This window comes from Pseudomonas chlororaphis subsp. aurantiaca (assembly GCF_013466605.1).
In the GTDB taxonomy this organism is placed as follows: Bacteria; Pseudomonadota; Gammaproteobacteria; order Pseudomonadales; family Pseudomonadaceae; genus Aquipseudomonas; species Aquipseudomonas chlororaphis_I.
Map to the genome: position 1 here is coordinate 905,790 of NZ_CP059162.1, position 23,837 is coordinate 929,626.

Consider the following 23,837-nt stretch of genomic DNA (forward strand, 5'->3'; position numbering starts at 1 on the left):
CTCCTGTATTTCCAGGCCTCTGGTCAAAAGCTTGGTATAAAGCTGTCATTCAGAAATCGTTGTGACGCTCCTGCGTCTCTCTCCTTGAGTGCAAGTCCGCGATGAATAGGTAGTTTGACCAGATCACGCCAAAAATAGCCGAGCTTTGAACCAATGTAAGAAAAACAATAAATGCTATTCCTGATGATTCAAAAATTAAATGGCTGCCTTTGTAAAAGGCTGTGCCGCTGATCATGAGTTTTGCGAAAAAAACTAATGTTATACCTGTCGCTACAGTGGCTGATTCTAAAACGCTACCAACAATGCTTTCCAGTCTGCGAGTGTCTTCTAAGGTTTTAGTAAAGTCCGCTATCTTTATTTTATCTGGGTCTTGAAGTCTCTTTATTGCATTTGGGTATACAAATGCAATCCAGATTCCCATAATTGTAAATACCATTCCAGATACTGCAAGCAAGATTGTGCAGTAATCCTTATAGTCGGTATAGGATATATCTAGCTTGAAGCTATAGCTTAGTATGCCGATGGCTAAGGAGAACGCAGCCATGACAAATATTTTAAGCATTCGCTGCCTCCTGTTGCTGCCTTTCATCCTTGCGGATTGGTTCCAGATAAACATCTCGATTTGCTAGGATGTAATTATACAGCTCTTGAGCCCCAAAAATATCGCTGCCGCCATCGTCAAGTGACATATTTTGAGTGAGTCTATATTTACTAGCCCAGACGATGCTATTGGTACCTTCTACCGCGAACCCGGTCCTTTCCCACGATCCAGGCTCATGATCCTCTGCATAGGCTTCAATAATACTTTTGATTTCAGCTGGAGTCGGTTTGGATTCGATTCGTAATTCTACCTGCCTACTAGAATTATTCTCCGCGGAAGTGTAAGGGACTTCAAAACGCTGGAAAAATTTTGCGAACCCGCGCCGTTTATCGACGGCCTTAATTGAGACGGTTTCCCTCTTTATTATGTGGGTAACCTTCTTGGCCAATTCTTTCATTTCGACGGATGAAGTCGCCAGCGACTTCATCGATAGGTCGAACTGGAAGGAATAACGATAGTTGTCATCCTTGTCCGCCGGGAATTCTATTTTGACAAATTCTTTCTCTGTCGTGATTTTTTTGGCTTCAGGTAGGTCAACGCGGAGATTAATACAGCCCGTAACCCACTCTTGGAACATTTTAGAGTCAGTTCTAGAGTTGTCGAATTTAATTGAGGCGATCATGTTTAACTCTGGAATCACCCAGTAGTAGCAAGGGCGGCCCCATACCATAGGTTTGTTGCTATTGCTTTCAGTTTGTTTGATCGCTTTTTCGGTTGTTCCATCTGGGTTGATCGTGATTCCATAGAGAGGTCCGTGACGGTCACTATCGCCTTTCCATAATACCAGTAAGTAATCACCATTTACTTTGTTGAAATGCACTTCATGCCAATAGCATGGCGTTTTGTTACGATATTTTCTCGCATCCCACGGATTGGTCGCTTCAAAGTTTCTTTCTTGCTTCCAGGCAGAAAGTTTGGAAAAGGTTTCAGCAAGGCGAAGATATTTTGGCTCATCGCTAAACATTCGATAGAGACCGCATTTATCTACGTTGAAAAAATTAATGTAACCACTTTTCAGCATCGTCTTGTCCTTCGCGATTATTTTTGACTCCTGTCACGGCCTTTTAGTTTTGCTTCGTGAGGAGAGCGCCAAATTATCACTAATTGGTGGCTTTATGCTATTACTTGGCAGGCATAGCGCCACCACCTGCTGGCACAAAACAATAGCTTCAGCCTTAGCTCCTGAGTCGGTTTCCGCGTGAGGCATCCATCTGCTATAGACTCGAGCAATCATAGTCCAATCGGTATGGCCCATCTGCTTTGCAACCCTCATAGGGTGCTCGCCAGCGGATAGCATGATCGACGCATATGACGACGGTAGCCTCAGATGAGGCGTGGGCTGGAGAGGCTGTCATAAAGCTGGCATTGCCCAGCCAAATCAACCCTAACAGGCACAAAAAAGGCACTTGCGATAATCGCTAAGTGCCTGATCTGTCTAGCTTATTTGGTGGAGCCGGGGGGATTTGAACCCCCGTCCGCCAGTACTCCGCTGTCGGTACTACATGCGTAGCCGTGTCTATTGAGTTAACCCTCAGCGACCCGACGGGCAGGGTGCTTTGGGCGAGTTGTGTAAGTTTTAGCCGCTTCGTCCACAACGTACTGCACGGCGATTCTGTTCTGTATGACAATCATTTCGGGTTTACAGACATCCCCTGATGATTGCTGGACCCGAAGGTACCAGAAGGAAGGCTAGCGCCGCTTACGCAGCGAGAGCGTATTCCCCGTAGGTTTCGTCATTGGCAACTATAGGAAGTTGCAACAGTGGATTTACGAGTTCTGTTACCAACTCGGCATGCACCTAAAGTTTCGCAACCGGCGTCGAATCCTAAACGGCCCCGAACCTGCTGTGCATTACCAGCAGGTTTGTACAGTCTACGCCAAAATGGCCCGCAAGGCCATCCCGAAGGCGGGGCCGGTTAGCCGCCGCCTTCACCCTTGGTGCTGTTCTGGATGGTCTGGATCGCGCGGGTGGTCAGGGCGATGCATTCCTTGGTGCCTTCCTCGGTGTTTTTCGCCTGGGCTGCCTGGGCTTGTTGCACGGTGGCGTCGATGTTGGCTTGCAGGTCCGCGGCCTGGATGCTGGTCCGTGCATCGCGGATGGTTTGCAGGTTCATCTGGCACAGGTCTTCCTGGTTCCCGGCGAAGCTGGGGGAAGCCAGGATCGAAGCGGTGACGAACAGGCCTGACAGTACAGAGCGTTTCATATGCGTCTCCTTGAACCGAAGGGCCAGGCGCTGCTGGCCATCAGCCCGAACTGCCGAGATTTCAGGAAGCTCCCGTTTTCGGGAGCTTGATCTGTGGACTGCGGTGGTGGGGCAGGGTTCTATTTTTCTGACCGGCGTCACTGCACATCCAGGTACAAAAAAGGGGCGAAACGCCCCTTTTTTGCCGTGCAGCTCAGCCTTGCCGGGCCCGGGTCACCCGGTCCACCAGGTACACCAGCCCGTGGTAGTCGATCCCGCCATGCTGGCTCAGGCCGATTTCACAGGTGCGGCTGGTGGAGATGCCTTCGCTGCAGTACTGCACCGCATCCTTGAGGCTGCGCAGGGCGTGGGCGTTGAGCTGCGGGGTGGTGAAGCCCTTGTCGCCGGCGAAGCCGCAGCAATGGATGCCTTCCGGGATCACCACGTTATTGCTGCAACGCCGTGCCAGATCGATCAGCGCCTGGCTTTCGCCCAGGTGCTGGGTGCTGCAGGTGACGTGCACGGCGACCGGCGCTTCCTGAGGGGTGAACTCGAGCTTGTCCATCAGGTGGGTGCGGATGAAGCGCACCGGGTCGTACAGGTCCAGGCGCACGTCGCCCAGGTCCTGCACCAGGCGCAGGGTGCAGGGGCTGGTGTCGCAGTAGATCGGGTCGAGGCCACCGCGGCTGGCGTGGAGCAGGGCGCCGATCAGCTCCTGGCGCTTGTGCTCGGCCTGTTCCGCGTAGCCCTTGGAGGCGAACGGCTGGCCGCAGCACAGGCTGTCGACATTGTCCGGGATCACCACCTGGTAACCGGCTTTTTCCAGCAAGCCGCGGGTCTTGTCGTAGAGCGAGCTTTGCTCGTTGTCCCCGGCCGCCGGGCCCATGACCCGCGACACACAGGCCGCCAGATAGACCACCCGTGGCCGCTGGTCGCTGACCGCCGGGCTGAACCGAATGGCGCGTTCCGGCTGTGGCATGGCGCTGGTCCATTGCGGCACCTGGCCCTTGGACAGTTTGCTCAGCGCCGCCGAAACCCTGGCCAGGCGTGGCGCCCCCAGCAGCATCCGCGCACCGTTGGCCACATGCAGGGTGAACCGCGCGCCCTGCAAGGTGGCAGCGAAATGCGAGCCAAGCCAATCGGCCGCCTTGGTGTGGCTGGCGTGCTGGCTGCGCAGTTTCTTCACCAATTCGCCGGTGTTGATGCCCACCGGGCAGCGCTGGGCGCACAGGCCGGTGGCGGCGCAGGTGTCGAGGCCCTGGTATTGATAGGCCGCTTCCAGTTCCCTGGTATCGACGCCGGCGCGTTTGCGGGCCTGGATATCGCGCCAGATCACAATGCGCTGGCGCGGGCTCAGGGTCAGCCCTTTGGACGGGCATACCGGTTCGCAGAAACCGCACTCGATGCACTTATCCACAATCTCGTCGGCCGCCGGCAGCGGCTTGAGGTGCTTGAGGTGGATCTGCGGGTCTTCGCTGAGCACCACGTCCGGGTTGAGGATGCCGTTGGGGTCGAGCAGGCGCTTGAGTTGCCACATCAGCTGGTAGGCATCGCTGCCCCATTCCAGCTCGACGAAGGGCGCCATATTGCGCCCGGTGCCGTGCTCGGCCTTGAGCGAGCCGCCGAACTCCACCGCCACCAACTGCGCCACGTCATCCATGAAGGCCTGGTAGCGCGCCACTTCCTCGGCGCTGTTGAAGCCCTGGGTGAAGACGAAATGCAGGTTACCCTCCAGCGCATGGCCGAACAGGATCGCCTCGTCGTAGCTGTGTTTGTCGAACAGCGCGATCAGGCGATTGACGCCGATGGCCAGCTGTTCCACCGGGAAGGTCACGTCTTCGATGATCACCGTGGTGCCGGTCTTGCGCACCGCGCCGACGGCGGGGAAGGTGTCCTTGCGGATCGCCCAGAGCTTGGCGTTTTCCTTCGGGTCTTCGGTGAAGTCGACCTGCTTCTCCACCGGGAAAGAAGCCAAGGACGCCATGATCTGCGCCAGTTGTTCCTGCAGCAGCGTGGAAGACGCGGCGCGGGATTCGATCAACAGCGCGCAGGCATTGGCGGACAGCTGTTGGACGAAGGTCGGCATTCCAGGTTTGTCCTGCACCGAGCGCAGGCTGCGGCGGTCCAGCAGTTCCACGGCGGACACCGGCTGGCTTTTCAGCACGGTCACCGCGTTGCAGCAGGTTTCCACATCCGGGAAAACGATCAGCGCCGAGGCCTTGTTTGGGTGGTCGACCACCGTGTCGTAGGTCACCGCGCTGATAAACCCTAGGGTGCCCTCGGAGCCCACCAGCAGGTGGCTGAGGATATCCAGCGGCTCATCGAAATCCACCAGGGCGTTGAGGGACAGGCCGGTGGTGTTTTTCAGGCGGTACTTGTGGCGGATCTTCGCGGCCAGTTCGCTGTTGGCGCGGGTCTCGCGGCCCAGGCTGGCCAGGCGTTCCAGCAGCTCGCCGTGGCTGCTGCGAAAGGCCGCGACGCTGGCGGCGTCTTCGGTGTCCAGGCGGGTGCCGTCGGCCAGTACCAGGCGCAGGCCGGCCAGGGTGTGGTAGGTGTTTTGTGCGGTGCCGCAGCACATGCCGCTGGCATTGTTAGCGACTATGCCGCCGATCTTGCAGGCGTTGATCGAGGCCGGGTCGGGGCCGATCTTGCGCCCGAACGGCGCGAGCCAGGCGTTGGCCTGGGCGCCGATCACCCCCGGCTGCAGGCGGATCTGCTGGCCCTGGTCGCGGATCTCGCGGCCATTCCAGTTATCGCCGAGCACCAGCAACACCGAATCGCTGATGGCCTGTCCCGACAGGCTGGTGCCAGCGGCACGGAAAGTCACCGGCACCCGGTCGCGCTGGGCCAGCTTGAGCAGGGCCACCACTTCGTCTTCGGACTCGACGCGGATCACCAGTTGCGGAATCAGCCGATAAAAACTCGCGTCGGTGCCGAAGGCCAGGGTGGAGAGCGGATCGTCGAAACGCCGCTCCTGGGGAATCAGTCGTTGTGCATCACGTAGAAAAGCCGCCGGTAGACTCATTGGTCCTCCAGGATCAGCACCACCAGGTCTTTCGGGCCGTGGGCGCCGTACGCCAGGACCTGCTCGATATCGGCGGTCTTCGACGGGCCGGACACCAGCAGGGCGTTGGTCGGCATACCCTGGGCCCAGGCGTATTCCTGCTGGACCTGATAGAAGTTGTTGCGGATTTCGCTGGCCTTGAGCAGGGCGAAATGCACCGGCGGCACCAGGCTCATCAGCCGCGGCTCTTCGCGGGTCGGCCAGAGGATCAGGCTGCCGGTGGCGGCGATGGCGCCGAGGGTGGTGGTGAGGCTGGCCGGGGTGTCGTTGAACAGCTCGGCTTTCCACTCCTCGACCGGCCGATCGTAGGCCTTTAACGTCGGCAGCCCGGGATGCTCGGCCCAGTATTGGCTGACGTGCTGGCCGTGGGGCGTGGTCGGGGCGATCAGCAGGCTCGGCAACTGGCGCTCGCCCAGCAGGCGGGCGAGCAGCGCTGGCCAATCCTGGCCGGTGGTCTGGTGGATTTCGGTGTGCACCGCTTCCATCTGCTTACGCAACTGCGGGATGCGCTGTTCCGGGCTGTAGGTATAAGGCTCGGTGACCAGCGCCTCATCGAAGTTATCCACAATCGGCGTGGTACCGGTCAGGCTGTTGCGCAGCTTGCCGAGGATGTTCTGTTTGGCGCTCATCGACGTTCTCCCTGTTTGGCCAGATGCTCGCGGGCCAGGTCGTGCAAGGACCGGGCGGCGGGTTTCGGTGCGCTGTGGTTTTGCGTCCAGGGGCCGACGTTGCTCGGGGTCAGCGCGCGCAGGCGGGTGGCCGCCAGGCTGAACAGGCGATACAGGTTCGGCGAGCTGTTGAGCCTGGCCCAGGCGTTCCAGATGAAACGCTCCTTGCGCGAGTATTTGCTGCCTTGGCCGCGCATCACCTGGTGGGGGCTGTCCGGGGCCTTGACGTTCTCTTCGCGCAGGCGGCGCAGCAGGCTCGGGATCGGGATCTTCACCGGACACACTTCGCCGCAGGCGCCACACAGCGAAGACGCGCTCGGATGGTCCGGCACCTTGGCCAGGCCGACCATGTGCGGGGTGATGATCTTGCCGATGGGGCCGGGGTAGACCTCGCCGTAGGCGTGACCGCCGATGCGGGTGTAGACCGGGCAATGGTTCATGCAGGCGCCGCAGCGGATGCAGTTCAGGGTCTGGCGCAACTCGCTGTCGGCGAAGGCCTGGCTGCGGCCGTTGTCGAGCAGCACCAGGTGCACTTGCTGCGGGCCGTCGAGCTCATGCTCCTTGCGCGGGCCGGAGATCATGTTGACGTAGGTGGTGATCGGCTGGCCCAGCGCCGAGCGGGTCAGCAGCGACAGCAGCGGCACCACGTCGCGCAGGTTCTCGACGACTTTCTCGATGCCAGTGACGGCGATATGCACGGGCGGCACGGTGGTGGACATGCGGCCGTTGCCTTCGTTTTCCACCAGCAGCAGGGTGCCGGTTTCGGCCACGGCGAAGTTGACACCGGAGACGCCGATGTCCGCTTCGAAGAATTTCTGCCGCAGGACCCTGCGACCGATCTGAATGAGTTGGTCAACGTCCTTGGTGTACTCCACGCCAAGTTTGTCGTGGAACAAGGACGCGACCTGACCGGCGTTCTTGTGGATCGCCGGCATGATTATGTGTGAAGGCTTCTCAAAGTCGAGCTGGACGATGAACTCGCCCATGTCCGACTCAAGGCATTCAATGCCTTGTTCAGCGAGGACATGGTTCATCTCCATCTCTTCGCTGACCATCGATTTGCCCTTGATCACTTGCCGCGCCTCGTGAGCCCGGATGATCGAGAGGACGATGCCATTGGCCTCGTCCACCGTTTCCGCCCAGTGCACTGTCACACCGTTGCGGGTCAGGTTCTGTTCAAGCTGCTCGAGCAGGTCGGGCAGCTTGGATAACGCACGGGCCTTGATCGCATTGCCCAGGGCCCGCAGGTGTTCGCGCTCAAAGGCATCGCTGAACGAGGCCGCACGTTTGGCCATGAGGGAATCCATGGCACTGCGAAAATTGTTTCGCAGTTGTCGGTCACCCAGGGCCTGGTGGGCCCGGGTGCGAAAATCGTCCGACACAGTCAGGGTCGGAATCAGCTCCGGGGCGCTCATGCGGCACCTCCGGTACGCTGCCAGAGGAAGCTGGCCAGGTGTTGGCCGCGCAGCGCTTCCCGTTGTTTCTCCAGCGAGCCGTTGATGTTCATCAAGCAGCCGCAGTCGGCGCTCAGCACCTGGTGGGCGCCGGATTCCTTCAGCGCACGGGTCTTGTCCGCGACCATCGCGCCGGAGATGTCCGGCATTCGGACGCTGAAAGTCCCGCCAAAGCCACAGCATTCGCTTTCGTGGTCGTGTTCTACCCGCTCCACGTTGCCCAGTTGTGCCAGCAGCTCACGACCGTGCAGGTGGGTGTTCATCTCGCGCCGTGCCGAGCAGGAGGTGTGCAGCGCCACCTTGATCGGCTCGCCACTGTCCTTGAGCCGCACCTTGCACACGTGCAACAGGAACTCCGCCAGCTCGTAGGTGCGCTCGGCCAGGGCCTGCACTTGCTTCAAGGTCTGCGGCTCATCCTTGAACAAGTCCGCGTAGTGCTCGCGAATCATCCCCGCGCAGGAACCCGAAGGCACCACCACCGGATAGTCGCCGGCGAACAGCGCCAGTTGCGAGCGGGCCACGGTGCGCGCCTGTTCGGTGTAACCCGAGGTGTAGGCCGGTTGTCCGCAGCAGCTTTGCCCTTGCGGGTACTCCACGCGAATGCCTTCGCGCTCGAGCAGGTGAATCGCATCCATCCCCGCTTCGGGATAGAACAGGTCGACCACACAGGTGCCGAACAGGTAGACCCGCGACGGTTTCTCGCTGGGGTACTGGCGCGGTTCGGCCAAGGGCGGTGCGACACGGGTCGCGTTAGGCACGGCGTTGTAAAAAAGCTCGCTCATCAGGCGTGTCTCCGGGTGGTCCCGGTTATCCGTCTGCGGCGGCTGCTGAATATAGAGAGCCAAGCTTTCAGCAGCCTTGCAGACCGGGTTGTGAGTTGCAGACGCCGCACGTGTGGGCCGGCGTCGGTTCTTTCGGTGTCGCGATCAATGCACCAGCATGCCGGTGAACCAGTAGGCCTGGGCCAGGGTGATCAGGCCGACGATGGTGGCAAAGAATAGGCTGTGCTTGAGGGTAAAGCGGAACAGGTCCGATTCCTTGCCCACCAGGCCGGTGGCGGCGCAGGCCACGGCGATCGATTGTGGCGAGATCATCTTGCCGGTCACGCCGCCACTGGTGTTGGCCGCCACCAGCAGGGTGTCGTTGACACCGATCTGGTGCGCGGTGGTGGCTTGCAGCGAACTGAACAGGGCGTTGGACGACGTATCCGAACCGGTCAGGAACACCCCCAGCCAGCCGAGGAACGGCGAGAAGAACGGGAACGCCGCGCCGGTACCGGCCAGCACCAGCGCCATGGTCGAGGACATGCCGGAGTAGTTGGTGACAAAGGCGAAGGCCAGCACCATGCCGATGGACAGGATCGGCCAGCGCAGTTCGTAGAAGGTCTCTTTAAAAGTGGTCAGACCAGTTTTGAAATTGATCTTCAGCACCAGCATCGAGATCAGCGCGGAGAAGAAAATCGCCGTGCCGGTCGCGGAAATCGGGTCGAGCTTGAACACCGCCGGAATCGCAGTCGGGGTGGCGACGATCGGCGCGCTCTTGATCACCAGTTGATCCAGGTGCGGAATCGCGAAGTTGAATACCCAGCCGTACATCGAGCCGCCGGCGGCGAACATCGCCTTGAACGGCTTGAGGGTCCAGATGGTGACCAGCACGGTGAGGATCAGGAACGGCGACCAGGCCTTGAAGATTTCAGCGAAGCTGTACGGCGACGGCTGGGTGGTGCGCGGCTGGCCGAAACCGCCGTTGCGCACGGCCGCGGCGCCGACGCTGGCGGTGGCCGCGGCGAACGAACGCTTGGGTTGCCAGACCTTGAGGAACAGGGTCAGGGCAATCAGGCTGGCCAGGGCCGAGGTGATGTCCGGCAGCTCCGGGCCGATGAAGTTCGAGGTGAAGTACTGGGTCACGGCAAAGCTCAGGCCAGCCACCAGCGCCGCGGGCCAGGTCTCTTTGACACCGCGCAGGCCGTCCATCATGAACACCAGCCAGAACGGCACGAACAGCGACAGCAGCGGCAGCTGGCGGCCGGTCATGGCGCCGATCTTGAACGCGTCGATGCCGGTCACCTGGCCCGCCACGATGATCGGAATACCCAGGGCGCCAAAGGCCACCGGGGCGGTGTTGGCGATCAGGCACAGGCCGGCGGCGTACAGTGGATTGAACCCCAGGCCGACCAACAGCGCGGCGGTAATGGCCACCGGCGCGCCGAAACCGGCGGCGCCTTCGAGGAAAGCCCCGAAGCAGAAACCGATCAGCAGCACCTGCAGGCGCTGGTCGTCGGTGATCGACAGAACCGAGCTGCGGATGACCTCGAACTGGCCGCTCTTGACCGTCAGTTTGTAGAGGAAGACGGCGGCGACGATGATCCAGGCGATGGGCCACAGACCGTAGGCAAAGCCATAGCCAGCGGCGGCGAGGGCCATATCGGCAGGCATCTGGAAGGCGAAGATCGCCACCAGGATCGACAACGCCAGGGTAATGCTGCCGGCGACGTGTCCTTTGAGGCGGAACACGGCCAGAGCCAGGAAGAAGAAGACGATCGGGATGACGGCGGCGAGGGCGGACAGGCCGAGGCTGCCGAGCGGGCTGTAGAGCTGTTGCCAGGTTTGCATATGGGGTGGCCCCTAATTGTTGTTGGTCAGGCACTGGTCAGCGTATTTGGTTAATTGGTAAGACCAATTTACAATCGCTGTTGGCTAGGGTAAAAGCCTTGTGAGCGGTGTGTCAATTTGCCGCCCTAAAACTTTTGTCGAAGGTGCGGTGCAGATGACTTCTGATCCGCTTGCCGATGTGCGTTCTGATAGGTGCTGGCGCAGCCCCGATAGGCCAGAATAGAGAGCCCGGCGCGCGGTCGGGATCGTGGAGAGTGAGTTATGGGGTTTGATCAGATTCGTCAGCGCCGTTTGTCTGACGACATTGTCGAGCGGCTCGAGGGGATGATTCTCGAGGGCACGCTGAAGTCCGGTGAGCGCCTGCCGGCAGAGCGTGCGCTGGCGGAGCAGTTCGGTGTCTCGCGGCCTTCGTTGCGTGAGGCGATCCAGAAACTGACGGCCAAGGGCTTGTTGGTCAGTCGCCAGGGTGGCGGCAATTATGTGGTGGAGTCGCTGGGCTCGACCTTCAGCGATCCGCTATTGCAGTTGCTGGAAAGTAACCCTGAAGCCCAGCGTGACTTGCTGGAGTTTCGCCACACCCTGGAAGCTTCATGCGCCTATTACGCCGCGTTGCGTGCCACCGATGTGGACCGTGAACGGCTCACGGCCGCCTTCGAGGAATTGCAGGATTGCTATTCGCGGGCGGGCGATGCGAGCCGGGCAGAGGAGGGCGCGGCGGACGCGCAATTTCACCTGGCAATTGCCGAGGCCAGCCACAACGCCGTATTGCTGCACACCATTCGGGGGCTGTTCGACCTGCTCAAGCGCAACGTGGTGACCAACATTGGTGGCATGTACAAGCAGCGCAGCGAAACCCGCGACATGCTGATCAGCCAGCATCGCGATCTGTACCAGGCGATTATCGAAGGGCGTGCCGAGCAGGCGCGCGAAGTCTCCAGCCGGCACATTCTGTATGTGCAGGAAGTGTTGGAGGAGGTGCGTCAGGAAGTGCGGCGCGTGGCCCGGGCGGAGCGGCGCAAGGGGATTTAGTCTGGGTGGGTTCATCGCCGGCCAGCCCGCTCCTGGTAGGAACGAGCCGGCTCGCGATCATGGCATCAAGGCAGAAGGGCGTTACTCTTCCTTGCCCTTGTTGCGCACCGCGCGATGCAACTCACGATCGGAGTCACGTTCGCGTTCGGTGTGACGCTTGTCGTATTCCTTCTTGCCCTTGCCGAGTGCGATCTCGCACTTGACCATGTGCTTGCTCCAGTAGAGCGACAGGCACACGCAGGCATAACCCTTCTGCTGCACGGATGCGAACAGCTTCTCCAGCTCGCGCTTGTTGAGCAGCAGTTTGCGCGAGCGCACGGGGTCGGCGATCACATGGGTGCTGGCGGTGGTCAGCGGCGTGAAGTGGCTGCCCAGCAGCCAGGCCTCGCCGTCCTTGAGCAGCACGTAACTGTCGACCAGTTGTGCCTTGCCTGCACGCAGACTCTTTACTTCCCAGCCGGCCAGGACCATGCCAGCCTCGAACCGTTGTTCGATGAAGTAATCGTGACGCGCCTTTTTATTTTGCGCGATGGTCCCTGTTGGGTGTTTCTTCTGTTTAGCCATAGGGGCGGCATTATAGGCAGTTGCACGCGTGTCGGCTACGGTGAAGCAGCGTGCTTGAGCAGGTTGAGTGAATCCCGGACAATGCGCGCTCTTTTTTCTCGGTTGGGCGCGTTTTTGATGTCGACGGACAAGGTTTCTGTCCACGGCGGCTGGGCCAGTCGCTGGGTTTTCATACTCGCTGCGACTGGTTCTGCCGTGGGCCTGGGCAGTATCTGGAAATTCCCCTATATGGTCGGCGTCTACGGTGGTGGCGCCTTTGTCCTGGTATTCCTGGCCTGCATCGCGCTGATCGGCGTGCCGGTGATGCTGGCGGAAACCCTGATCGGCCGTCGCGCCCGGCAAAGCCCGGCCAATGCCTTGAAGGCGCTGGCCCTGGAAGCCGGACATTCGGCCAAGTGGTCCTGGGGCGCGTTCGCCGGAATGATCACCGCCTTGTTGATTCTTTCTTTTTACAGCGTGGTCGGTGGTTGGTCGCTGGACTACATCATCGATATGGGGCGTGGTGATTTCCAGGGCGTGACGGCGGATCAGGTCGGCGCCTATTTCGGCAAGGTGATTGCCGACCCCTGGCGGCTGACGCTGTGGCACACGCTGTTCATGCTGTTGTCGGCGGCCGTTATCGCCAAGGGTGTGGTGGCCGGGCTTGAGCGCAGCCTGCGGATCATGATGCCGCTGCTGTTCGTGATGCTGGTGATTCTGCTGGGCTACAGCATGACCACCGGGCATTTCATGGAAGGCGTGCATTTCATGTTCGACTTCAGCACCGACAAACTGCTCGACGGCCTGTTGCCGGCCATGGGGCATGCGTTCTTTTCCCTGAGCGTCGGTGTCGGTTCCATCATGATCTACGGCGCTTATATGCCGAAGCATTCGTCCATTGCCGGCACTATTGTCGGCGTGGCGCTGCTGGATACCTTCGTTTCGCTGCTGGCGGGGCTGGCGCTGTTCCCGATTGTGTTTGCCGCCGGGCTGAACCCGAGTGAAGGTCCGGGGCTGATGTTTGTCAGTTTGCCTTTTGCCTTTGGTAATGTGGCGTTCGGCCAGTTGATGGGCGTGGTGTTTTTTGTCCTGGTGGCCATTGCCGCCTGGAGCTCAGCGATTTCGCTGTTGGAGCCGATGGTGGCTTACCTGGTGGAGCGGACCCGAATCCGCCGCGGCTGGGTGACATTCTGGCTGGCGTTTATCTGCTGGTTCGTCGGATTGGGAACGGTGTTTTCCTTCAATATCTGGCAGCAGGCCAAGTTTTTCGTGAACGAAGGCGGGGCTTTCCACCTCTACCAATGGGGGGCGGCAGGTGGTCTGGATTTCTTCGGGGTGATCGATTTCTTCACTTCGCGGATCATGTTGCCCTTGGGTGGCCTCTGCTTTGTGGTGTTTGCGGGTTGGGTGATGGGGCGCGAGGCGGTTCGTGATGAGCTGTCGATTCGCAGCCCGCTGCTTTTTGCCCTGACCCTGTTTTTGATGCGCTATGTGGCGCCCATCGGCATTCTTATAGTGTTTGCCGCCCAGTTGTGGAAATGACGCTGACATGACGACACATATTCAACGCTCGGCCCTGTTGCCTTATCCGGCGCAGTTTTTGTACGACCTGGTCAATGACGTGGCGCGCTACCCGGAGTTTCTACCCTGGTGCTCGTCGGCCGAGGTGCTGGAGAGCAGCGAGGTGCAGATGCGCGCCAGCCTGGCGGTTGCCAAGGGTGGGCTCAGCCAGCATTTCGTGACACGCAATACGCTGGTGCCGGGCCAGTCGATCGAGATGAACCTGGAAGAAGGGCCGTTCAACCAGTTGCACGGCGTGTGGGTTTTCAAGCCGTTGGGCGACAAGGCCTGCAAGATCAGCCTGGATTTGTCGTTCGACTACGCCGGTCCACTGGTTCGCGCAACCTTGGGGCCGCTGTTCAACCAGGCGGCCAATACCCTGGTCGATGCGTTTTGCCAGCGGGCCAAGCAGTTGCATGCTTGAGCCAATGATCGAAGTCGAGGTGGTGTATGCCGCGGTCGACCGGCAGGTATTGCTCAGTGTTAGGGTGCCGACGGGGACTACTGTCCGTGCGGCAGTGAAAAGCTCCGGGATAGGTGCGCAATTTCCAGAGCTGGACCTGGACAGTTGCCCGCTGGGGATCTTTGGCAAAGCGGTTGCGGACCCTGGGACTCAGGTGGTTCGGGCGGACGATCGCATCGAGATCTACCGCCCATTGCTGGCCGATCCTAAAGAGGTTCGACGCCTGCGCGCAGCAAAGGCAGCACAGGCCCGGGCTCGTACTTCAGAGTCCTGAGTAAATTGACAGGCAACAAAAAGCCCGGACTCGCCGGGCTTTTTTATTCCGCCACAAATTATTGCGGCGAGGTGTCCAGAGGCTCTGGTGTTGGCACCGGAACGGTCTCGACGTTGTCGACGTCCTTCTGGATCTGATCGAGCAGAGAGCCAGGCTTGGCCGGTTTTTCCGGTTTTGGCTGCTCGGTGTTTTCGCTCGGAGCGGTCACGGTGGTGCCGCTGTCCTTGCCCAGGATGGCTTCGTCACGGCTTACACCAGGCATGAAGTCACCGGAAAGGCTGACCAGTTGGTCGTTACCGTTGAAGATAACGCTGACGCGCTCCTGCTGGCGTTCACCGCCACCTGGTTGCAGGCTGTACAGATAATCCCAGCGATCGGCGTGGAACGTGTCGGTCAACAGAGGGTTGCCCATGATAAACCGTACTTGCCGGCGGGTCATTCCCGGGCGTAACTGGTCTATCATGTCCTGCGTGACGACATTGCCCTGCTGGATGTCGATTTTGTAAACCCCGGGGAATGAACAACCGGCGAGTGCGAGCAGTCCCACGAAGGTGAAACTGGTTAGCAAGAGCTTGGTGTTTTGCATCGGTGGGCGACTTCCACTATCTTGGCTGGGACAACGTAAACCCCGATCATACCCGCATTAAGAGGAGCTGCGAAGCAGCATCCGCGAGAAAGCTGACCATGGTTGAAAATAGCGAACTACGTAAAGCCGGCCTTAAAGTGACTCTGCCACGGGTCAAAATTCTACAGATGCTCGATTCCGCCGAGCAGCGACACATGAGTGCCGAGGATGTTTACAAGGCGCTGATGGAAGCTGGCGAGGATGTCGGTCTGGCCACGGTTTACCGTGTTCTGACCCAGTTTGAAGCAGCAGGCCTTGTGGTACGCCACAATTTTGATGGTGGTCATGCTGTATTCGAACTGGCTGACGGCGGTCACCACGACCACATGGTCAACGTGGATTCCGGTGAAGTGATCGAATTCTTCGACGAAGAAATCGAGAAGCTTCAGAAGGCGATTGTCGAGAAGCATGGCTTCGAGTTGGTGGATCACAACTTGGTGCTGTACGTACGCACGAAGAAATAAGCATGTCGCGCGGATGCTGTCCGCGAAACGATCGAAGGCGACCCAAGGGTCGCCTTCGTGCTTTCTGCTCTTTATTAAAGTGGCCGTTATTCAAGCCTTGGCGGTCACCACCATCTTTTTCGCGTGGGCCAGCGACTCCTTGGTCAGGTCGATGCCGCCCAGCATGCGTGCCACCTCTTCGATCCGCTCGGTCTTGCCCAGTTTGGAAACCGCGGTGTGAGTCGCATCGCTGCCGCGCACCTTGTGCACAAAAAGATGCTGATGGCCCTGAGCTGCCACCTGCGGCAAGTGGGTAACCGTCAAGACCTGGCCGCGCTCGCCGAGGCGACGTAGCAGCTGGCCGACGATTTCCGCGGTCGGGCCGCCGATGCCGACGTCCACTTCGTCGAATACCAGGGTCGGGACGCGAGAGGTCTGTGCGGTAATCACCTGGATCGCCAGGCTGATCCGCGACAGTTCGCCCCCGGATGCCACTTTGGCCAGGGCCTTGAGCGGCTGGCCGGGGTTGGCGCTGACCAGCAGCTCGACCTGCTCGAGGCCATTGGGCTGCAATTCGTCGCCGCTGTTGGCGTGCAGTTCGATGGTGAATCGGCCCCCGGGCATGCCCAGGCGCTGGATTTCCTGTTCGACAGCACTGGCCAGGCTGGTTGCGGCCTGCTGGCGCAGCTCGCTCAGCTCCCTGGCCTTTTCGTGATAGTGCCGGGCAAAGGATTTCAGCTCGTCGCCCAGGCGCTCGATGGACTCGTCGTTGGCGTCCAGGGTCTCGATTTCCTCCAGCAGTGTCTGCTGCATGGCCGCCACTTCGGTGGGCTGGATGCGGTGTTTGCGAGCCAGGGTATAGATGGCGTCCAGCCGCTCCTCCAGTTGTTGCAGGCGCGCCGGGTCCGCATCGAAATGGTCGACGAAGCGATTGAGTTCGCCGACGGCCTCTTCGACCTGGATTTGCGCGCTGGCCAGCAGGTTGGTGGCTTCCGCCAGGGCGCCGGAGGTATTGCCGATGCTCGACAGGCGGTTGAGGCTCGCTGTCAGGGCGCTTAGGACGTTACCCGAATCGCTTTCGCTGCAATGTTCGACGACCTGCCGGCAGATGCCCAGCAGGCTTTCGGCGTTGGTCAGGTTCTTGTGTTCGAGTTCCAGCTGCTCGAGTTCGTTTTCGCCCAGGGCAAGGTTTTCCAGTTCCTCCAGCTGATAGCTGAGGAGCTGGTGGCGAGCCCGCTGCTCGTCCCCGGAATTGGACAGGCGCTCCAGTTCCTGGCGGGTCTGGCGCCAGCGCTGGGCCGCCAGCGATACCTGGCGGGCCAGGTCGGTGGCGCCGGCGTACTCGTCGAGCAGGCGGCGGTGGGTGTCGGTTTTCAGCAGCGACTGGTGTTCATGCTGGCTGTGGATATCGATCAGCAGCTCGCCGAGGGCCTTGAGGTCGCCTAGCGGGCAGGGGGAACCATTGATGTAGCCGCGGGAACGGCCTTCGGCGGTGATGACCCGGCGCAGGATGCACGGGCTGTCGTTGTCCAGGTCGCGTTCGGCGAGCCAGGTGCGGGCCTCGGGGATGTCTTCCAGGTCGAAGGTGGCGAGAATGTCGGCCTTGTCGGCGCCCGGGCGCACCACGCCGCTGTCGGCGCGATCACCCAGGGTCAGTCCCAGGGCGTCGAGCATGATCGACTTGCCGGCGCCGGTTTCACCCGTGATGACGCTCATCCCGCGATCCAGTTCCAGATCGAGATGTTCAACGATGGCGTAGTTGTGTACGGACAGGTGCACCAGCATAAAGGCCGCTCCCAAGCTTTAGGTCTGGTTATTTATACAGTGTTTTGTTTTCGGCTGACAATGCCCGGCCTTAGCTCGATTCGCTTGCTTGGCTGATTTTTTTATCGCGTGTGGGAATGGTTGGTGAGAGGCGTTTTGCTTCGCGCAATGATTTTTGCCGAGGGCGCGGCCCTTGAACCTGAAAAATGCGACCCCATATACCGGGGCAGAAGCGTGAGTTGAGCTCACGGACGATATTGAAAGGAGAATTGTATGGCTGACGAACAGACGCTGGATACGCAAAATCTCGACGCCAATCAGGCCCCTGAGGCTTCGGGCGAAGATCTGGCGGCTCGTGTGCAAGTGCTCGAAGAGCAGTTGGCTGGCGCTCAGGATCAGGCATTGCGTGTTGCGGCCGATCTGCAGAACGTCCGCCGCCGTGCCGAGCAGGATGTAGAAAAAGCTCATAAATTCGCTCTCGAGCGTTTTGCTGGCGACCTGCTGCCGGTGATCGACAGTCTTGAGCGCGGTCTTGAGTTGTCCAGCCCGGACGACGAAAGCATTCGTCCGATGCGTGAAGGTATCGAGCTGACCCTGAAGATGTTCCAGGACATCCTGAAGCGTTATCAGTTGGAGGCGATCGATCCGCACGGCGAACCGTTCAACGCTGAACAGCACCAGGCGATGGCCATGCAGGAAAGTGCCGACGTCGAGCCGAACAGCGTTCTCAAGGTGTTCCAGAAGGGCTATCAGCTCAACGGTCGCCTGCTGCGCCCGGCCATGGTCGTGGTCAGCAAGGCGCCTGCACCGGTTTCGCCTTCGATTGACGAGAAGGCTTGAAATCGCGCGCAGGGCCCCCATTTATAGGCCAAGCGTTTAAGTGCTACCGCAGTCGGCCACCACTGCTGCGGCAACAAAATCTAAAGTTTCGGGAGAGTTAACATGGGCAAAATTATCGGTATCGACCTGGGGACTACCAACTCCTGCGTCTCCATTCTTGAAAACGGCAACGTCAAAGTTATCGAAAACGCTGAAGGCGCGCGTACCACGCCGTCCATCATCGCTTACGCCAACGATGGCGAAATCCTGGTTGGCCAGTCGGCCAAGCGTCAGGCAGTGACCAACCCGCACAATACTCTGTACGCGGTGAAGCGTCTGATCGGTCGTCGTTTCGACGAAGAAGTCGTACAGAAAGACATCCAGATGGTCCCTTACAAGATCGTCAAGGCTGACAACAACGACGCCTGGGTTGAAGTGAACGGCCAGAAAATGGCTCCGCCACAGATCTCGGCTGAAATCCTCAAGAAAATGAAGAAGACCGCCGAAGACTACCTCGGCGAAGCTGTGACCGAAGCGGTGATCACTGTTCCGGCCTACTTCAACGACAGCCAGCGTCAGGCGACCAAAGACGCCGGCCGCATCGCGGGCCTGGACGTAAAACGCATCATCAACGAACCAACCGCGGCCGCTCTGGCTTACGGCATGGACAAGGCCAAGGGCGATCACACCGTGATCGTTTATGACCTGGGCGGCGGTACTTTCGACGTTTCCGTGATAGAAATCGCTGAAGTCGATGGCGAGCACCAGTTCGAAGTACTGGCGACCAACGGTGACACCTTCCTCGGTGGTGAAGACTTCGACATCCGTCTGATCGACTACCTCGTGGACGAGTTCAAGAAAGAAAGCGGCATGAACCTCAAGGGTGACCCGCTGGCCATGCAGCGCCTGAAAGAAGCCGCTGAAAAAGCCAAGATCGAGCTGTCCTCGAGCCAGCAGACCGACGTCAACCTGCCGTACATCACTGCAGATGCCACCGGTCCTAAGCACCTGAACGTGAAGATCTCCCGCGCCAAGCTGGAATCGCTGGTCGAAGACCTGGTTCAGCGCACCATCGAGCCTTGCCGCATCGCCATGAAAGACGCTGGTATCGACGTCAGCAAGATCAATGACGTGATCCTGGTCGGCGGCCAGACCCGTATGCCACTGGTTCAGAAGACCGTTACCGATTTCTTCGGTAAGGAAGCACGCAAGGACGTGAACCCGGACGAAGCTGTTGCCATGGGTGCTGCCATCCAGGGCGCGGTACTGGCCGGTGACGTGAAAGACGTACTGCTGCTGGACGTCAGCCCGCTGACCCTGGGTATCGAAACCATGGGTGGCGTGATGACCGCGCTGATCGAGAAAAACACCACGATTCCTACCAAGAAATCGCAAGTGTTCTCGACTGCCGACGACAATCAGGGCGCAGTGACCATTCACGTGCTGCAGGGCGAGCGTAAGCAAGCCGCGCAGAACAAGTCCCTGGGCAAGTTCGACCTGGCCGAGATCCCGCCAGCTCCACGTGGCGTGCCGCAAATCGAAGTGACCTTCGACATCGACGCCAACGGCATCCTGCACGTAGGTGCGAAAGACAAGGCGACCGGCAAGACCCAGTCGATCGTGATCAAGGCCAACTCCGGTCTGTCCGAGGAAGAAATTCAGCAGATGGTTCGTGATGCTGAAGTCAACGCCGAAGAAGACCGCAAGTTCGAAGAGCTGGCCAGCGCGCGTAACCAAGGCGATGCCCTGGTTCACTCGACTCGCAAGATGATCGCTGATGCGGGCGACAAAGTGACCGCTGAAGAGAAGACTGCAATCGAAGCTGCCGTGGTTGCCCTTGAAGCCGCTATCAAAGGCGACGACAAGGCTGCCATCGACGCCAAGGTCGAAGAGCTGTCGAAAGTGTCGGCTCCGGTCGCTCAGAAGATGTACGCCGAGCAGGCTCAGCCGGCAGAAGGTGCAGCTTCGCAGGGCGAATCGGCCGAGAAAGCCGATGACGTCGTCGACGCCGAGTTCGAAGAAGTAAAAGACCACAAGTAAGACTGCTTGTCGGTCGGCCGGTTGACTGCCTTTGTGCGGTGGCTGGTAGGATGTCGCCGCGCGGGAGCTTGCTCCCGCGTTGGCGTGTCTGGAGCAAGCGAATTTTTTACGGCGTGCGGCTCTTTTCGCGCGCTGGCGGTACGGTCGGAAATGCTCCTGCTTTCCGTTCGGGATTACCGCAATTGTCGGCCAGTCTGTTGGTCGTCTATCCAAGACCAGGATCGTTGAATTGACGTGAGTTGGGTCCGGGCCTGTATTGGGGCTCAACGAGTTTGACGAGGCTCAGGAGAGCGTTGTCGAACGTCCTTAAGAGTGCGAAGACTTATGGCAAAGCGTGACTATTACGAAGTATTGGGTGTGGAGCGAGGCTCGAGCGAAGCCGACCTGAAAAAGGCTTACCGCCGCCTGGCGATGAAGCACCACCCTGACCGTAATCCCGGCGACAAGGCGTCGGAAGATATGTTCAAGGAGGCCAACGAGGCCTACGAAGTGTTGTCTGACTCGAGCAAGCGCGCGGCTTATGACCAGTACGGTCATGCCGGTGTCGATCCGAGCATGGGGGGCGGTGGCGCCGGTTTCGGTGGCCAGAACTTCTCCGACATCTTTGGCGATGTCTTCAGTGATTTCTTTGGTGGCGGTCGCGGCGGCTCCCGTGGCGGCGCTCAGCGTGGCAGCGACTTGCGCTACACCCTGGAGCTGAACCTGGAAGAGGCGGTACGCGGCACCACCGTTAATATCCGCGTTCCGACGCTGGTCAACTGCAAGCCTTGCGACGGCTCGGGCGCCAAGAAGGGCTCTTCGCCGGTGACCTGCCCGACCTGTGGCGGTATCGGCCAAGTGCGCATGCAGCAGGGCTTCTTCTCGGTGCAGCAGACCTGCCCGCGGTGCCATGGCCAGGGCAAGATCATTTCCGACCCGTGCGATTCCTGCCACGGCGAAGGCCGCGTCGAAGAGTACAAGACGCTGTCGGTTAAGGTGCCGGCGGGTGTCGATACCGGCGACCGCATTCGTCTGTCCGGCGAAGGGGAGGCGGGTACCCAGGGCGGCCCTACGGGCGACCTGTATGTGGTGATCAATGTGCGTGAGCACGCGATCTTCCAGCGCGACGGCAAGCACCTGTTCTGTGAAGTGCCTATCAGCTTCGTTGACGCGGCGCTGGGCGGCGAGCTGGAAATCCCGACGCTGGATGGCCGGGTCAAGCTGAAGATTCCTGAGGGTACCCAGACCGGCAAGCAGTTCCGCGTGCGTGGCAAGGGTGTGGCTCCGGTTCGTGGCGGCGGCGCTGGCGACTTGATGTGCCGTGTCGCGGTGGAGACTCCGGTAAACCTGAGTCGCCGTCAGCGTGAACTGCTCGAAGAGCTGCGTGGTTCCCTGGCGGACGATAATACCCACTCGCCAAAAACCACTGGCTGGTTCGAAGGCGTGAAGCGCTTCTTCGGCGACCTGTAAGGAGCGCGGCATGCGACGTATAGCTGTAATGGGTGCTGCAGGGCGCATGGGCAAGAACCTGGTGGAGGCTGTGCAGCAACGCTCGCCGCTCTCCGGGCTTACCGCTGCCATCATACGGCCTGGCAGTTCCTTGGTCGGTGCCGATGCTGGTGAACTGGCATCGCTGGGGCGTATCGGTGTGCCGATGTCCGACAGCCTGGAAAAGGTCGCCGATGAATTCGATGTGTTGATCGATTTCACGCTTCCGGAAGTGATGCTGAAAAACCTGGCATTCTGCCGCAAGGCAGGCAAGGCCATGGTGATCGGTACCACGGGGCTGGGCGCCAAGGAAAAGCAGATGCTGGCCGAGGCGGGCAAGGATATTCCGATCGTGTTCGCCGCCAACTTCAGTGTTGGCGTCAATCTGTCGCTGAAGTTGCTCGACATGGCGGCCCGTGTGCTGGGCGATGATGCGGACATCGAAATCATCGAGGCGCATCACCGGCACAAGATCGATGCGCCTTCGGGTACGGCCTTGCGCATGGGTGAGGTGATTGCCGATGCGCTGGGGCGAGACCTGCAGAAGGTCGCGGTGTACGGCCGTGAAGGCCATACCGGTGCGCGTGAGCGTGAAACCATTGGTTTCGCCACGGTTCGTGGTGGTGATGTGGTTGGTGATCACACCGTGTTGTTCGCCGCCGAGGGCGAGCGCCTGGAGATCACCCACAAGGCCTCCAGCCGCATGACTTTCGCCAAGGGTGCGGTACGTGCTGCATTGTGGCTGGACGGTCGTCCGGCGGGCCTTTATGACATGCAGGATGTGCTGGATCTGCGTTGAGATGCATCCAAAACAGGGCTCTGCCTCGCGCTGGAGCCCTGTTTTTACCCGCTAAGCGATGTTCTGTCGCATTCCTCTGCCTTTAAGGCTCTTTAGCGGTGGACCAAAAAAGCCTTTTTCTGTAAGCTACAGCTTTAGTGTGTCCACTAAAAGCGCGCAGAATAATTCGGTGAAGAAGCGGGGTGACGTGTCCATACGTCACTCCGCTTTTTTACAACCTGCGATCGCCCTTTCAGGCTTTATTTACGGGAGGTCTTCTTGACTAAGCCAGCCATACTCGCCCTTGCTGATGGCAGCATTTTTCGCGGCGAAGCCATTGGAGCCGACGGTCAAACCGTTGGTGAGGTGGTGTTTAACACCGCAATGACCGGCTATCAGGAAATCCTTACCGATCCTTCCTACGCCCAACAGATCGTTACCCTGACTTACCCGCATATCGGCAATACCGGCACCACGCCGGAAGACGCCGAGTCCGATCGTGTCTGGTCGGCCGGTCTGGTGATTCGCGACCTGCCACTGGTTGCGAGCAACTGGCGTAACACCTTGTCCCTGTCCGACTACCTGAAAGCCAACAATGTTGTGGCGATCGCCGGTATCGACACCCGTCGCCTGACGCGCATCCTGCGCGAGAAAGGCGCGCAGAACGGCTGCATCATGGCCGGCGACAACATCTCCGACGAAGCGGCGATTGCCGCTGCGCGCGGCTTCCCGGGCCTGAAAGGCATGGATCTGGCGAAGGTCGTCAGCACCAAGGAAAGCTACGAGTGGCGCTCCAGTGTCTGGAGCCTGAAGACCGACAGTCACCCGACTATCGAGGCTTCCGAGTTGCCTTACCACGTGGTCGCCTACGACTACGGCGTCAAGCTGAACATCCTGCGCATGTTGGTCGAGCGCGGTTGCCGCGTGACTGTAGTGCCTGCGCAAACCCCGGCCAGCGACGTCCTGGCGCTCAAGCCTGACGGTGTGTTCCTGTCCAACGGCCCTGGCGACCCCGAGCCTTGCGATTACGCCATCCAGGCGATCAAGGACGTGCTGGAGACCGAGATTCCGGTCTTCGGTATCTGTCTGGGCCACCAATTGCTGGCACTGGCCGCCGGCGCCAAGACGGTGAAGATGGGCCACGGCCACCACGGTGCCAACCACCCGGTTCAGGACCTGGACAGCGGTGTAGTGATGATCACCAGCCAGAACCACGGTTTTGCGGTGGACGAAACCACCCTGCCGGGCAACGTGCGGGCGATCCACAAGTCGCTGTTCGACGGCACTCTGCAAGGCATCGAGCTTACCGACAAGAGCGCATTCAGCTTCCAGGGCCACCCTGAAGCGAGCCCGGGCCCGAACGATGTGGCGCCGCTGTTCGATCGTTTCATCAACGAGATGGCCAAGCGACGCTGAGTACTCGCCCCTGAAGGTGGCCCCGGCCTCGGCG

General features: G+C 59.8%; 21 protein-coding genes, 1 other RNA gene and 1 pseudogene. 10 read left to right on the forward strand and 13 right to left on the reverse strand.

The window, feature by feature from the left end; translation table 11 throughout:
* Nucleotides 1–49: 49 nt before the first annotated feature.
* From H0I86_RS03995 to H0I86_RS04035, 10 genes and pseudogenes are all read right to left on the reverse strand, one after another.
* Complete coding sequence (locus H0I86_RS03995; RefSeq protein ID WP_124372935.1) at nucleotides 50–562, reverse strand: hypothetical protein; 513 nt, start codon at nucleotides 560–562, stop codon at nucleotides 50–52.
* Nucleotides 555–1,622: a hypothetical protein gene (locus H0I86_RS04000; protein ID WP_180924124.1), complete on the reverse strand. Its 1,068-nt coding sequence runs from the start codon at nucleotides 1,620–1,622 to the stop codon at nucleotides 555–557. Before H0I86_RS04000 ends, H0I86_RS03995 begins: the two co-directional genes overlap by 8 nt.
* Nucleotides 1,623–1,655: 33 nt before the next feature.
* Nucleotides 1,656–1,913 (reverse strand): annotated as a pseudogene (locus H0I86_RS32020) (hypothetical protein); the annotation flags it as partial.
* 133 nt (nucleotides 1,914–2,046) lie between these two features.
* Nucleotides 2,047–2,438, reverse strand: a transfer-messenger RNA (tmRNA) gene (ssrA, locus tag H0I86_RS04005).
* Nucleotides 2,439–2,517: 79 nt separating this feature from the next.
* Nucleotides 2,518–2,805: a PA2433 domain-containing protein gene (locus tag H0I86_RS04010; RefSeq protein WP_180924125.1), complete on the reverse strand. Its 288-nt coding sequence runs from the start codon at nucleotides 2,803–2,805 to the stop codon at nucleotides 2,518–2,520.
* 193 nt (nucleotides 2,806–2,998) lie between these two features.
* The gene (locus H0I86_RS04015) at nucleotides 2,999–5,809 is read right to left on the reverse strand and encodes an FAD-binding and (Fe-S)-binding domain-containing protein (protein WP_180924126.1); all 2,811 of its coding nucleotides are present in this window, start codon (nucleotides 5,807–5,809) and stop codon (nucleotides 2,999–3,001) included.
* Nucleotides 5,806–6,477 (reverse strand): LutC/YkgG family protein, encoded by a 672-nt coding sequence (locus H0I86_RS04020; protein WP_180924127.1) that lies wholly within the window; start codon nucleotides 6,475–6,477, stop codon nucleotides 5,806–5,808. Before H0I86_RS04020 ends, H0I86_RS04015 begins: the two co-directional genes overlap by 4 nt.
* Entirely contained in the window at nucleotides 6,474–7,931 is a 1,458-nt protein-coding gene (locus H0I86_RS04025) for a LutB/LldF family L-lactate oxidation iron-sulfur protein (RefSeq protein WP_180924128.1), read from the reverse strand. The genes H0I86_RS04020 and H0I86_RS04025 overlap by 4 nt, the downstream gene beginning before the upstream one ends.
* Nucleotides 7,928–8,752 carry a (Fe-S)-binding protein gene (locus H0I86_RS04030; protein WP_096373049.1) on the reverse strand — a complete coding sequence of 275 codons (825 nt, stop codon included), beginning with the start codon at nucleotides 8,750–8,752 and terminating at the stop codon, nucleotides 7,928–7,930. Before H0I86_RS04030 ends, H0I86_RS04025 begins: the two co-directional genes overlap by 4 nt.
* 144 nt (nucleotides 8,753–8,896) lie before the next feature.
* Entirely contained in the window at nucleotides 8,897–10,582 is a 1,686-nt protein-coding gene (locus H0I86_RS04035; protein WP_180924129.1) for a lactate permease LctP family transporter, read from the reverse strand.
* Nucleotides 10,583–10,843: 261 nt separating this feature from the next.
* Here H0I86_RS04035 and H0I86_RS04040 point away from each other — a divergent pair, with 261 nt between their 5' ends.
* A complete protein-coding gene (locus H0I86_RS04040) occupies nucleotides 10,844–11,611 on the forward strand; it encodes an FCD domain-containing protein (protein ID WP_180924130.1) in 768 nt (255 codons plus the stop codon).
* A gap of 81 nt (nucleotides 11,612–11,692) precedes the next feature.
* Here the strand turns inward: H0I86_RS04040 and smpB are convergent, their stop codons facing one another.
* Nucleotides 11,693–12,175, reverse strand: coding sequence for an SsrA-binding protein SmpB (gene smpB, locus H0I86_RS04045; protein ID WP_180924131.1), 483 nt, complete (start codon nucleotides 12,173–12,175; stop codon nucleotides 11,693–11,695).
* A 117-nt stretch (nucleotides 12,176–12,292) separates the two neighbouring features.
* Here smpB and H0I86_RS04050 point away from each other — a divergent pair, with 117 nt between their 5' ends.
* Genes H0I86_RS04050 through H0I86_RS04060 form a run of 3 tightly spaced genes read left to right on the forward strand, consistent with a single transcriptional unit; the run spans nucleotide 12,293 to nucleotide 14,451 of the window.
* Nucleotides 12,293–13,696, forward strand: a complete 1,404-nt coding sequence (locus H0I86_RS04050; RefSeq protein WP_180924132.1) for a sodium-dependent transporter — start codon at nucleotides 12,293–12,295, stop codon at nucleotides 13,694–13,696.
* Nucleotides 13,697–13,703: 7 nt separating this feature from the next.
* The gene (locus H0I86_RS04055; protein ID WP_009046921.1) at nucleotides 13,704–14,138 is read left to right on the forward strand and encodes a type II toxin-antitoxin system RatA family toxin; all 435 of its coding nucleotides are present in this window, start codon (nucleotides 13,704–13,706) and stop codon (nucleotides 14,136–14,138) included.
* Nucleotides 14,131–14,451 (forward strand): RnfH family protein, encoded by a 321-nt coding sequence (locus H0I86_RS04060; protein WP_180924133.1) that lies wholly within the window; start codon nucleotides 14,131–14,133, stop codon nucleotides 14,449–14,451. The genes H0I86_RS04055 and H0I86_RS04060 overlap by 8 nt, the downstream gene beginning before the upstream one ends.
* Nucleotides 14,452–14,509: 58 nt before the next feature.
* Here the strand turns inward: H0I86_RS04060 and bamE are convergent, their stop codons facing one another.
* Nucleotides 14,510–15,037, reverse strand: coding sequence for an outer membrane protein assembly factor BamE (gene bamE / locus H0I86_RS04065; protein WP_096373052.1), 528 nt, complete (start codon nucleotides 15,035–15,037; stop codon nucleotides 14,510–14,512).
* A 98-nt stretch (nucleotides 15,038–15,135) separates the two neighbouring features.
* Between bamE and fur the strand changes: the two genes are divergently transcribed.
* Complete coding sequence (fur, locus tag H0I86_RS04070) at nucleotides 15,136–15,540, forward strand: ferric iron uptake transcriptional regulator (RefSeq protein WP_007920840.1); 405 nt, start codon at nucleotides 15,136–15,138, stop codon at nucleotides 15,538–15,540.
* A gap of 90 nt (nucleotides 15,541–15,630) precedes the next feature.
* Here the strand turns inward: fur and recN are convergent, their stop codons facing one another.
* Nucleotides 15,631–17,304 carry a DNA repair protein RecN gene (recN, locus tag H0I86_RS04075; RefSeq protein WP_180924134.1) on the reverse strand — a complete coding sequence of 558 codons (1,674 nt, stop codon included), beginning with the start codon at nucleotides 17,302–17,304 and terminating at the stop codon, nucleotides 15,631–15,633.
* Nucleotides 17,305–17,556: 252 nt separating this feature from the next.
* Between recN and grpE the strand changes: the two genes are divergently transcribed.
* From grpE to carA, 5 genes are all read left to right on the forward strand, one after another.
* On the forward strand, nucleotides 17,557–18,123 hold the full coding sequence (gene grpE, locus H0I86_RS04080; RefSeq protein WP_180924135.1) for a nucleotide exchange factor GrpE: 567 nt from the start codon (nucleotides 17,557–17,559) through the stop codon (nucleotides 18,121–18,123).
* Between the two features lie 102 nt (nucleotides 18,124–18,225).
* Complete coding sequence (gene dnaK / locus H0I86_RS04085) at nucleotides 18,226–20,142, forward strand: molecular chaperone DnaK (RefSeq protein WP_180924136.1); 1,917 nt, start codon at nucleotides 18,226–18,228, stop codon at nucleotides 20,140–20,142.
* A 324-nt stretch (nucleotides 20,143–20,466) separates the two neighbouring features.
* Entirely contained in the window at nucleotides 20,467–21,591 is a 1,125-nt protein-coding gene (gene dnaJ / locus H0I86_RS04090; RefSeq protein ID WP_009042118.1) for a molecular chaperone DnaJ, read from the forward strand.
* A gap of 10 nt (nucleotides 21,592–21,601) precedes the next feature.
* Nucleotides 21,602–22,408 carry a 4-hydroxy-tetrahydrodipicolinate reductase gene (dapB, locus tag H0I86_RS04095; RefSeq protein WP_180924137.1) on the forward strand — a complete coding sequence of 269 codons (807 nt, stop codon included), beginning with the start codon at nucleotides 21,602–21,604 and terminating at the stop codon, nucleotides 22,406–22,408.
* A 258-nt stretch (nucleotides 22,409–22,666) separates the two neighbouring features.
* Nucleotides 22,667–23,803 carry a glutamine-hydrolyzing carbamoyl-phosphate synthase small subunit gene (carA, locus tag H0I86_RS04100; protein ID WP_023969545.1) on the forward strand — a complete coding sequence of 379 codons (1,137 nt, stop codon included), beginning with the start codon at nucleotides 22,667–22,669 and terminating at the stop codon, nucleotides 23,801–23,803.
* Nucleotides 23,804–23,837 lie beyond the last annotated feature (34 nt).

Excerpts from the sequence above, each read along its gene's own strand:
- H0I86_RS03995 (WP_124372935.1), bottom strand. The coding sequence starts at position 562 with ATGCTTAAAATATTTGTCATGGCTGCGTTCTCCTTAGCCATCGGCATA.
- H0I86_RS04000 (WP_180924124.1), bottom strand. The coding sequence starts at position 1,622 with ATGCTGAAAAGTGGTTACATTAATTTTTTCAACGTAGATAAATGCGGT.
- H0I86_RS04010 (WP_180924125.1), bottom strand. The coding sequence starts at position 2,805 with ATGAAACGCTCTGTACTGTCAGGCCTGTTCGTCACCGCTTCGATCCTG.
- H0I86_RS04015 (WP_180924126.1), bottom strand. The coding sequence starts at position 5,809 with ATGAGTCTACCGGCGGCTTTTCTACGTGATGCACAACGACTGATTCCC.
- H0I86_RS04020 (WP_180924127.1), bottom strand. The coding sequence starts at position 6,477 with ATGAGCGCCAAACAGAACATCCTCGGCAAGCTGCGCAACAGCCTGACC.
- H0I86_RS04025 (WP_180924128.1), bottom strand. The coding sequence starts at position 7,931 with ATGAGCGCCCCGGAGCTGATTCCGACCCTGACTGTGTCGGACGATTTT.
- H0I86_RS04030 (WP_096373049.1), bottom strand. The coding sequence starts at position 8,752 with ATGAGCGAGCTTTTTTACAACGCCGTGCCTAACGCGACCCGTGTCGCA.
- H0I86_RS04035 (WP_180924129.1), bottom strand. The coding sequence starts at position 10,582 with ATGCAAACCTGGCAACAGCTCTACAGCCCGCTCGGCAGCCTCGGCCTG.
- H0I86_RS04040 (WP_180924130.1), top strand. The coding sequence starts at position 10,844 with ATGGGGTTTGATCAGATTCGTCAGCGCCGTTTGTCTGACGACATTGTC.
- smpB (WP_180924131.1), bottom strand. The coding sequence starts at position 12,175 with ATGGCTAAACAGAAGAAACACCCAACAGGGACCATCGCGCAAAATAAA.
- H0I86_RS04050 (WP_180924132.1), top strand. The coding sequence starts at position 12,293 with ATGTCGACGGACAAGGTTTCTGTCCACGGCGGCTGGGCCAGTCGCTGG.
- H0I86_RS04055 (WP_009046921.1), top strand. The coding sequence starts at position 13,704 with ATGACGACACATATTCAACGCTCGGCCCTGTTGCCTTATCCGGCGCAG.
- H0I86_RS04060 (WP_180924133.1), top strand. The coding sequence starts at position 14,131 with ATGCTTGAGCCAATGATCGAAGTCGAGGTGGTGTATGCCGCGGTCGAC.
- bamE (WP_096373052.1), bottom strand. The coding sequence starts at position 15,037 with ATGCAAAACACCAAGCTCTTGCTAACCAGTTTCACCTTCGTGGGACTG.
- fur (WP_007920840.1), top strand. The coding sequence starts at position 15,136 with ATGGTTGAAAATAGCGAACTACGTAAAGCCGGCCTTAAAGTGACTCTG.
- recN (WP_180924134.1), bottom strand. The coding sequence starts at position 17,304 with ATGCTGGTGCACCTGTCCGTACACAACTACGCCATCGTTGAACATCTC.
- grpE (WP_180924135.1), top strand. The coding sequence starts at position 17,557 with ATGGCTGACGAACAGACGCTGGATACGCAAAATCTCGACGCCAATCAG.
- dnaK (WP_180924136.1), top strand. The coding sequence starts at position 18,226 with ATGGGCAAAATTATCGGTATCGACCTGGGGACTACCAACTCCTGCGTC.
- dnaJ (WP_009042118.1), top strand. The coding sequence starts at position 20,467 with ATGGCAAAGCGTGACTATTACGAAGTATTGGGTGTGGAGCGAGGCTCG.
- dapB (WP_180924137.1), top strand. The coding sequence starts at position 21,602 with ATGCGACGTATAGCTGTAATGGGTGCTGCAGGGCGCATGGGCAAGAAC.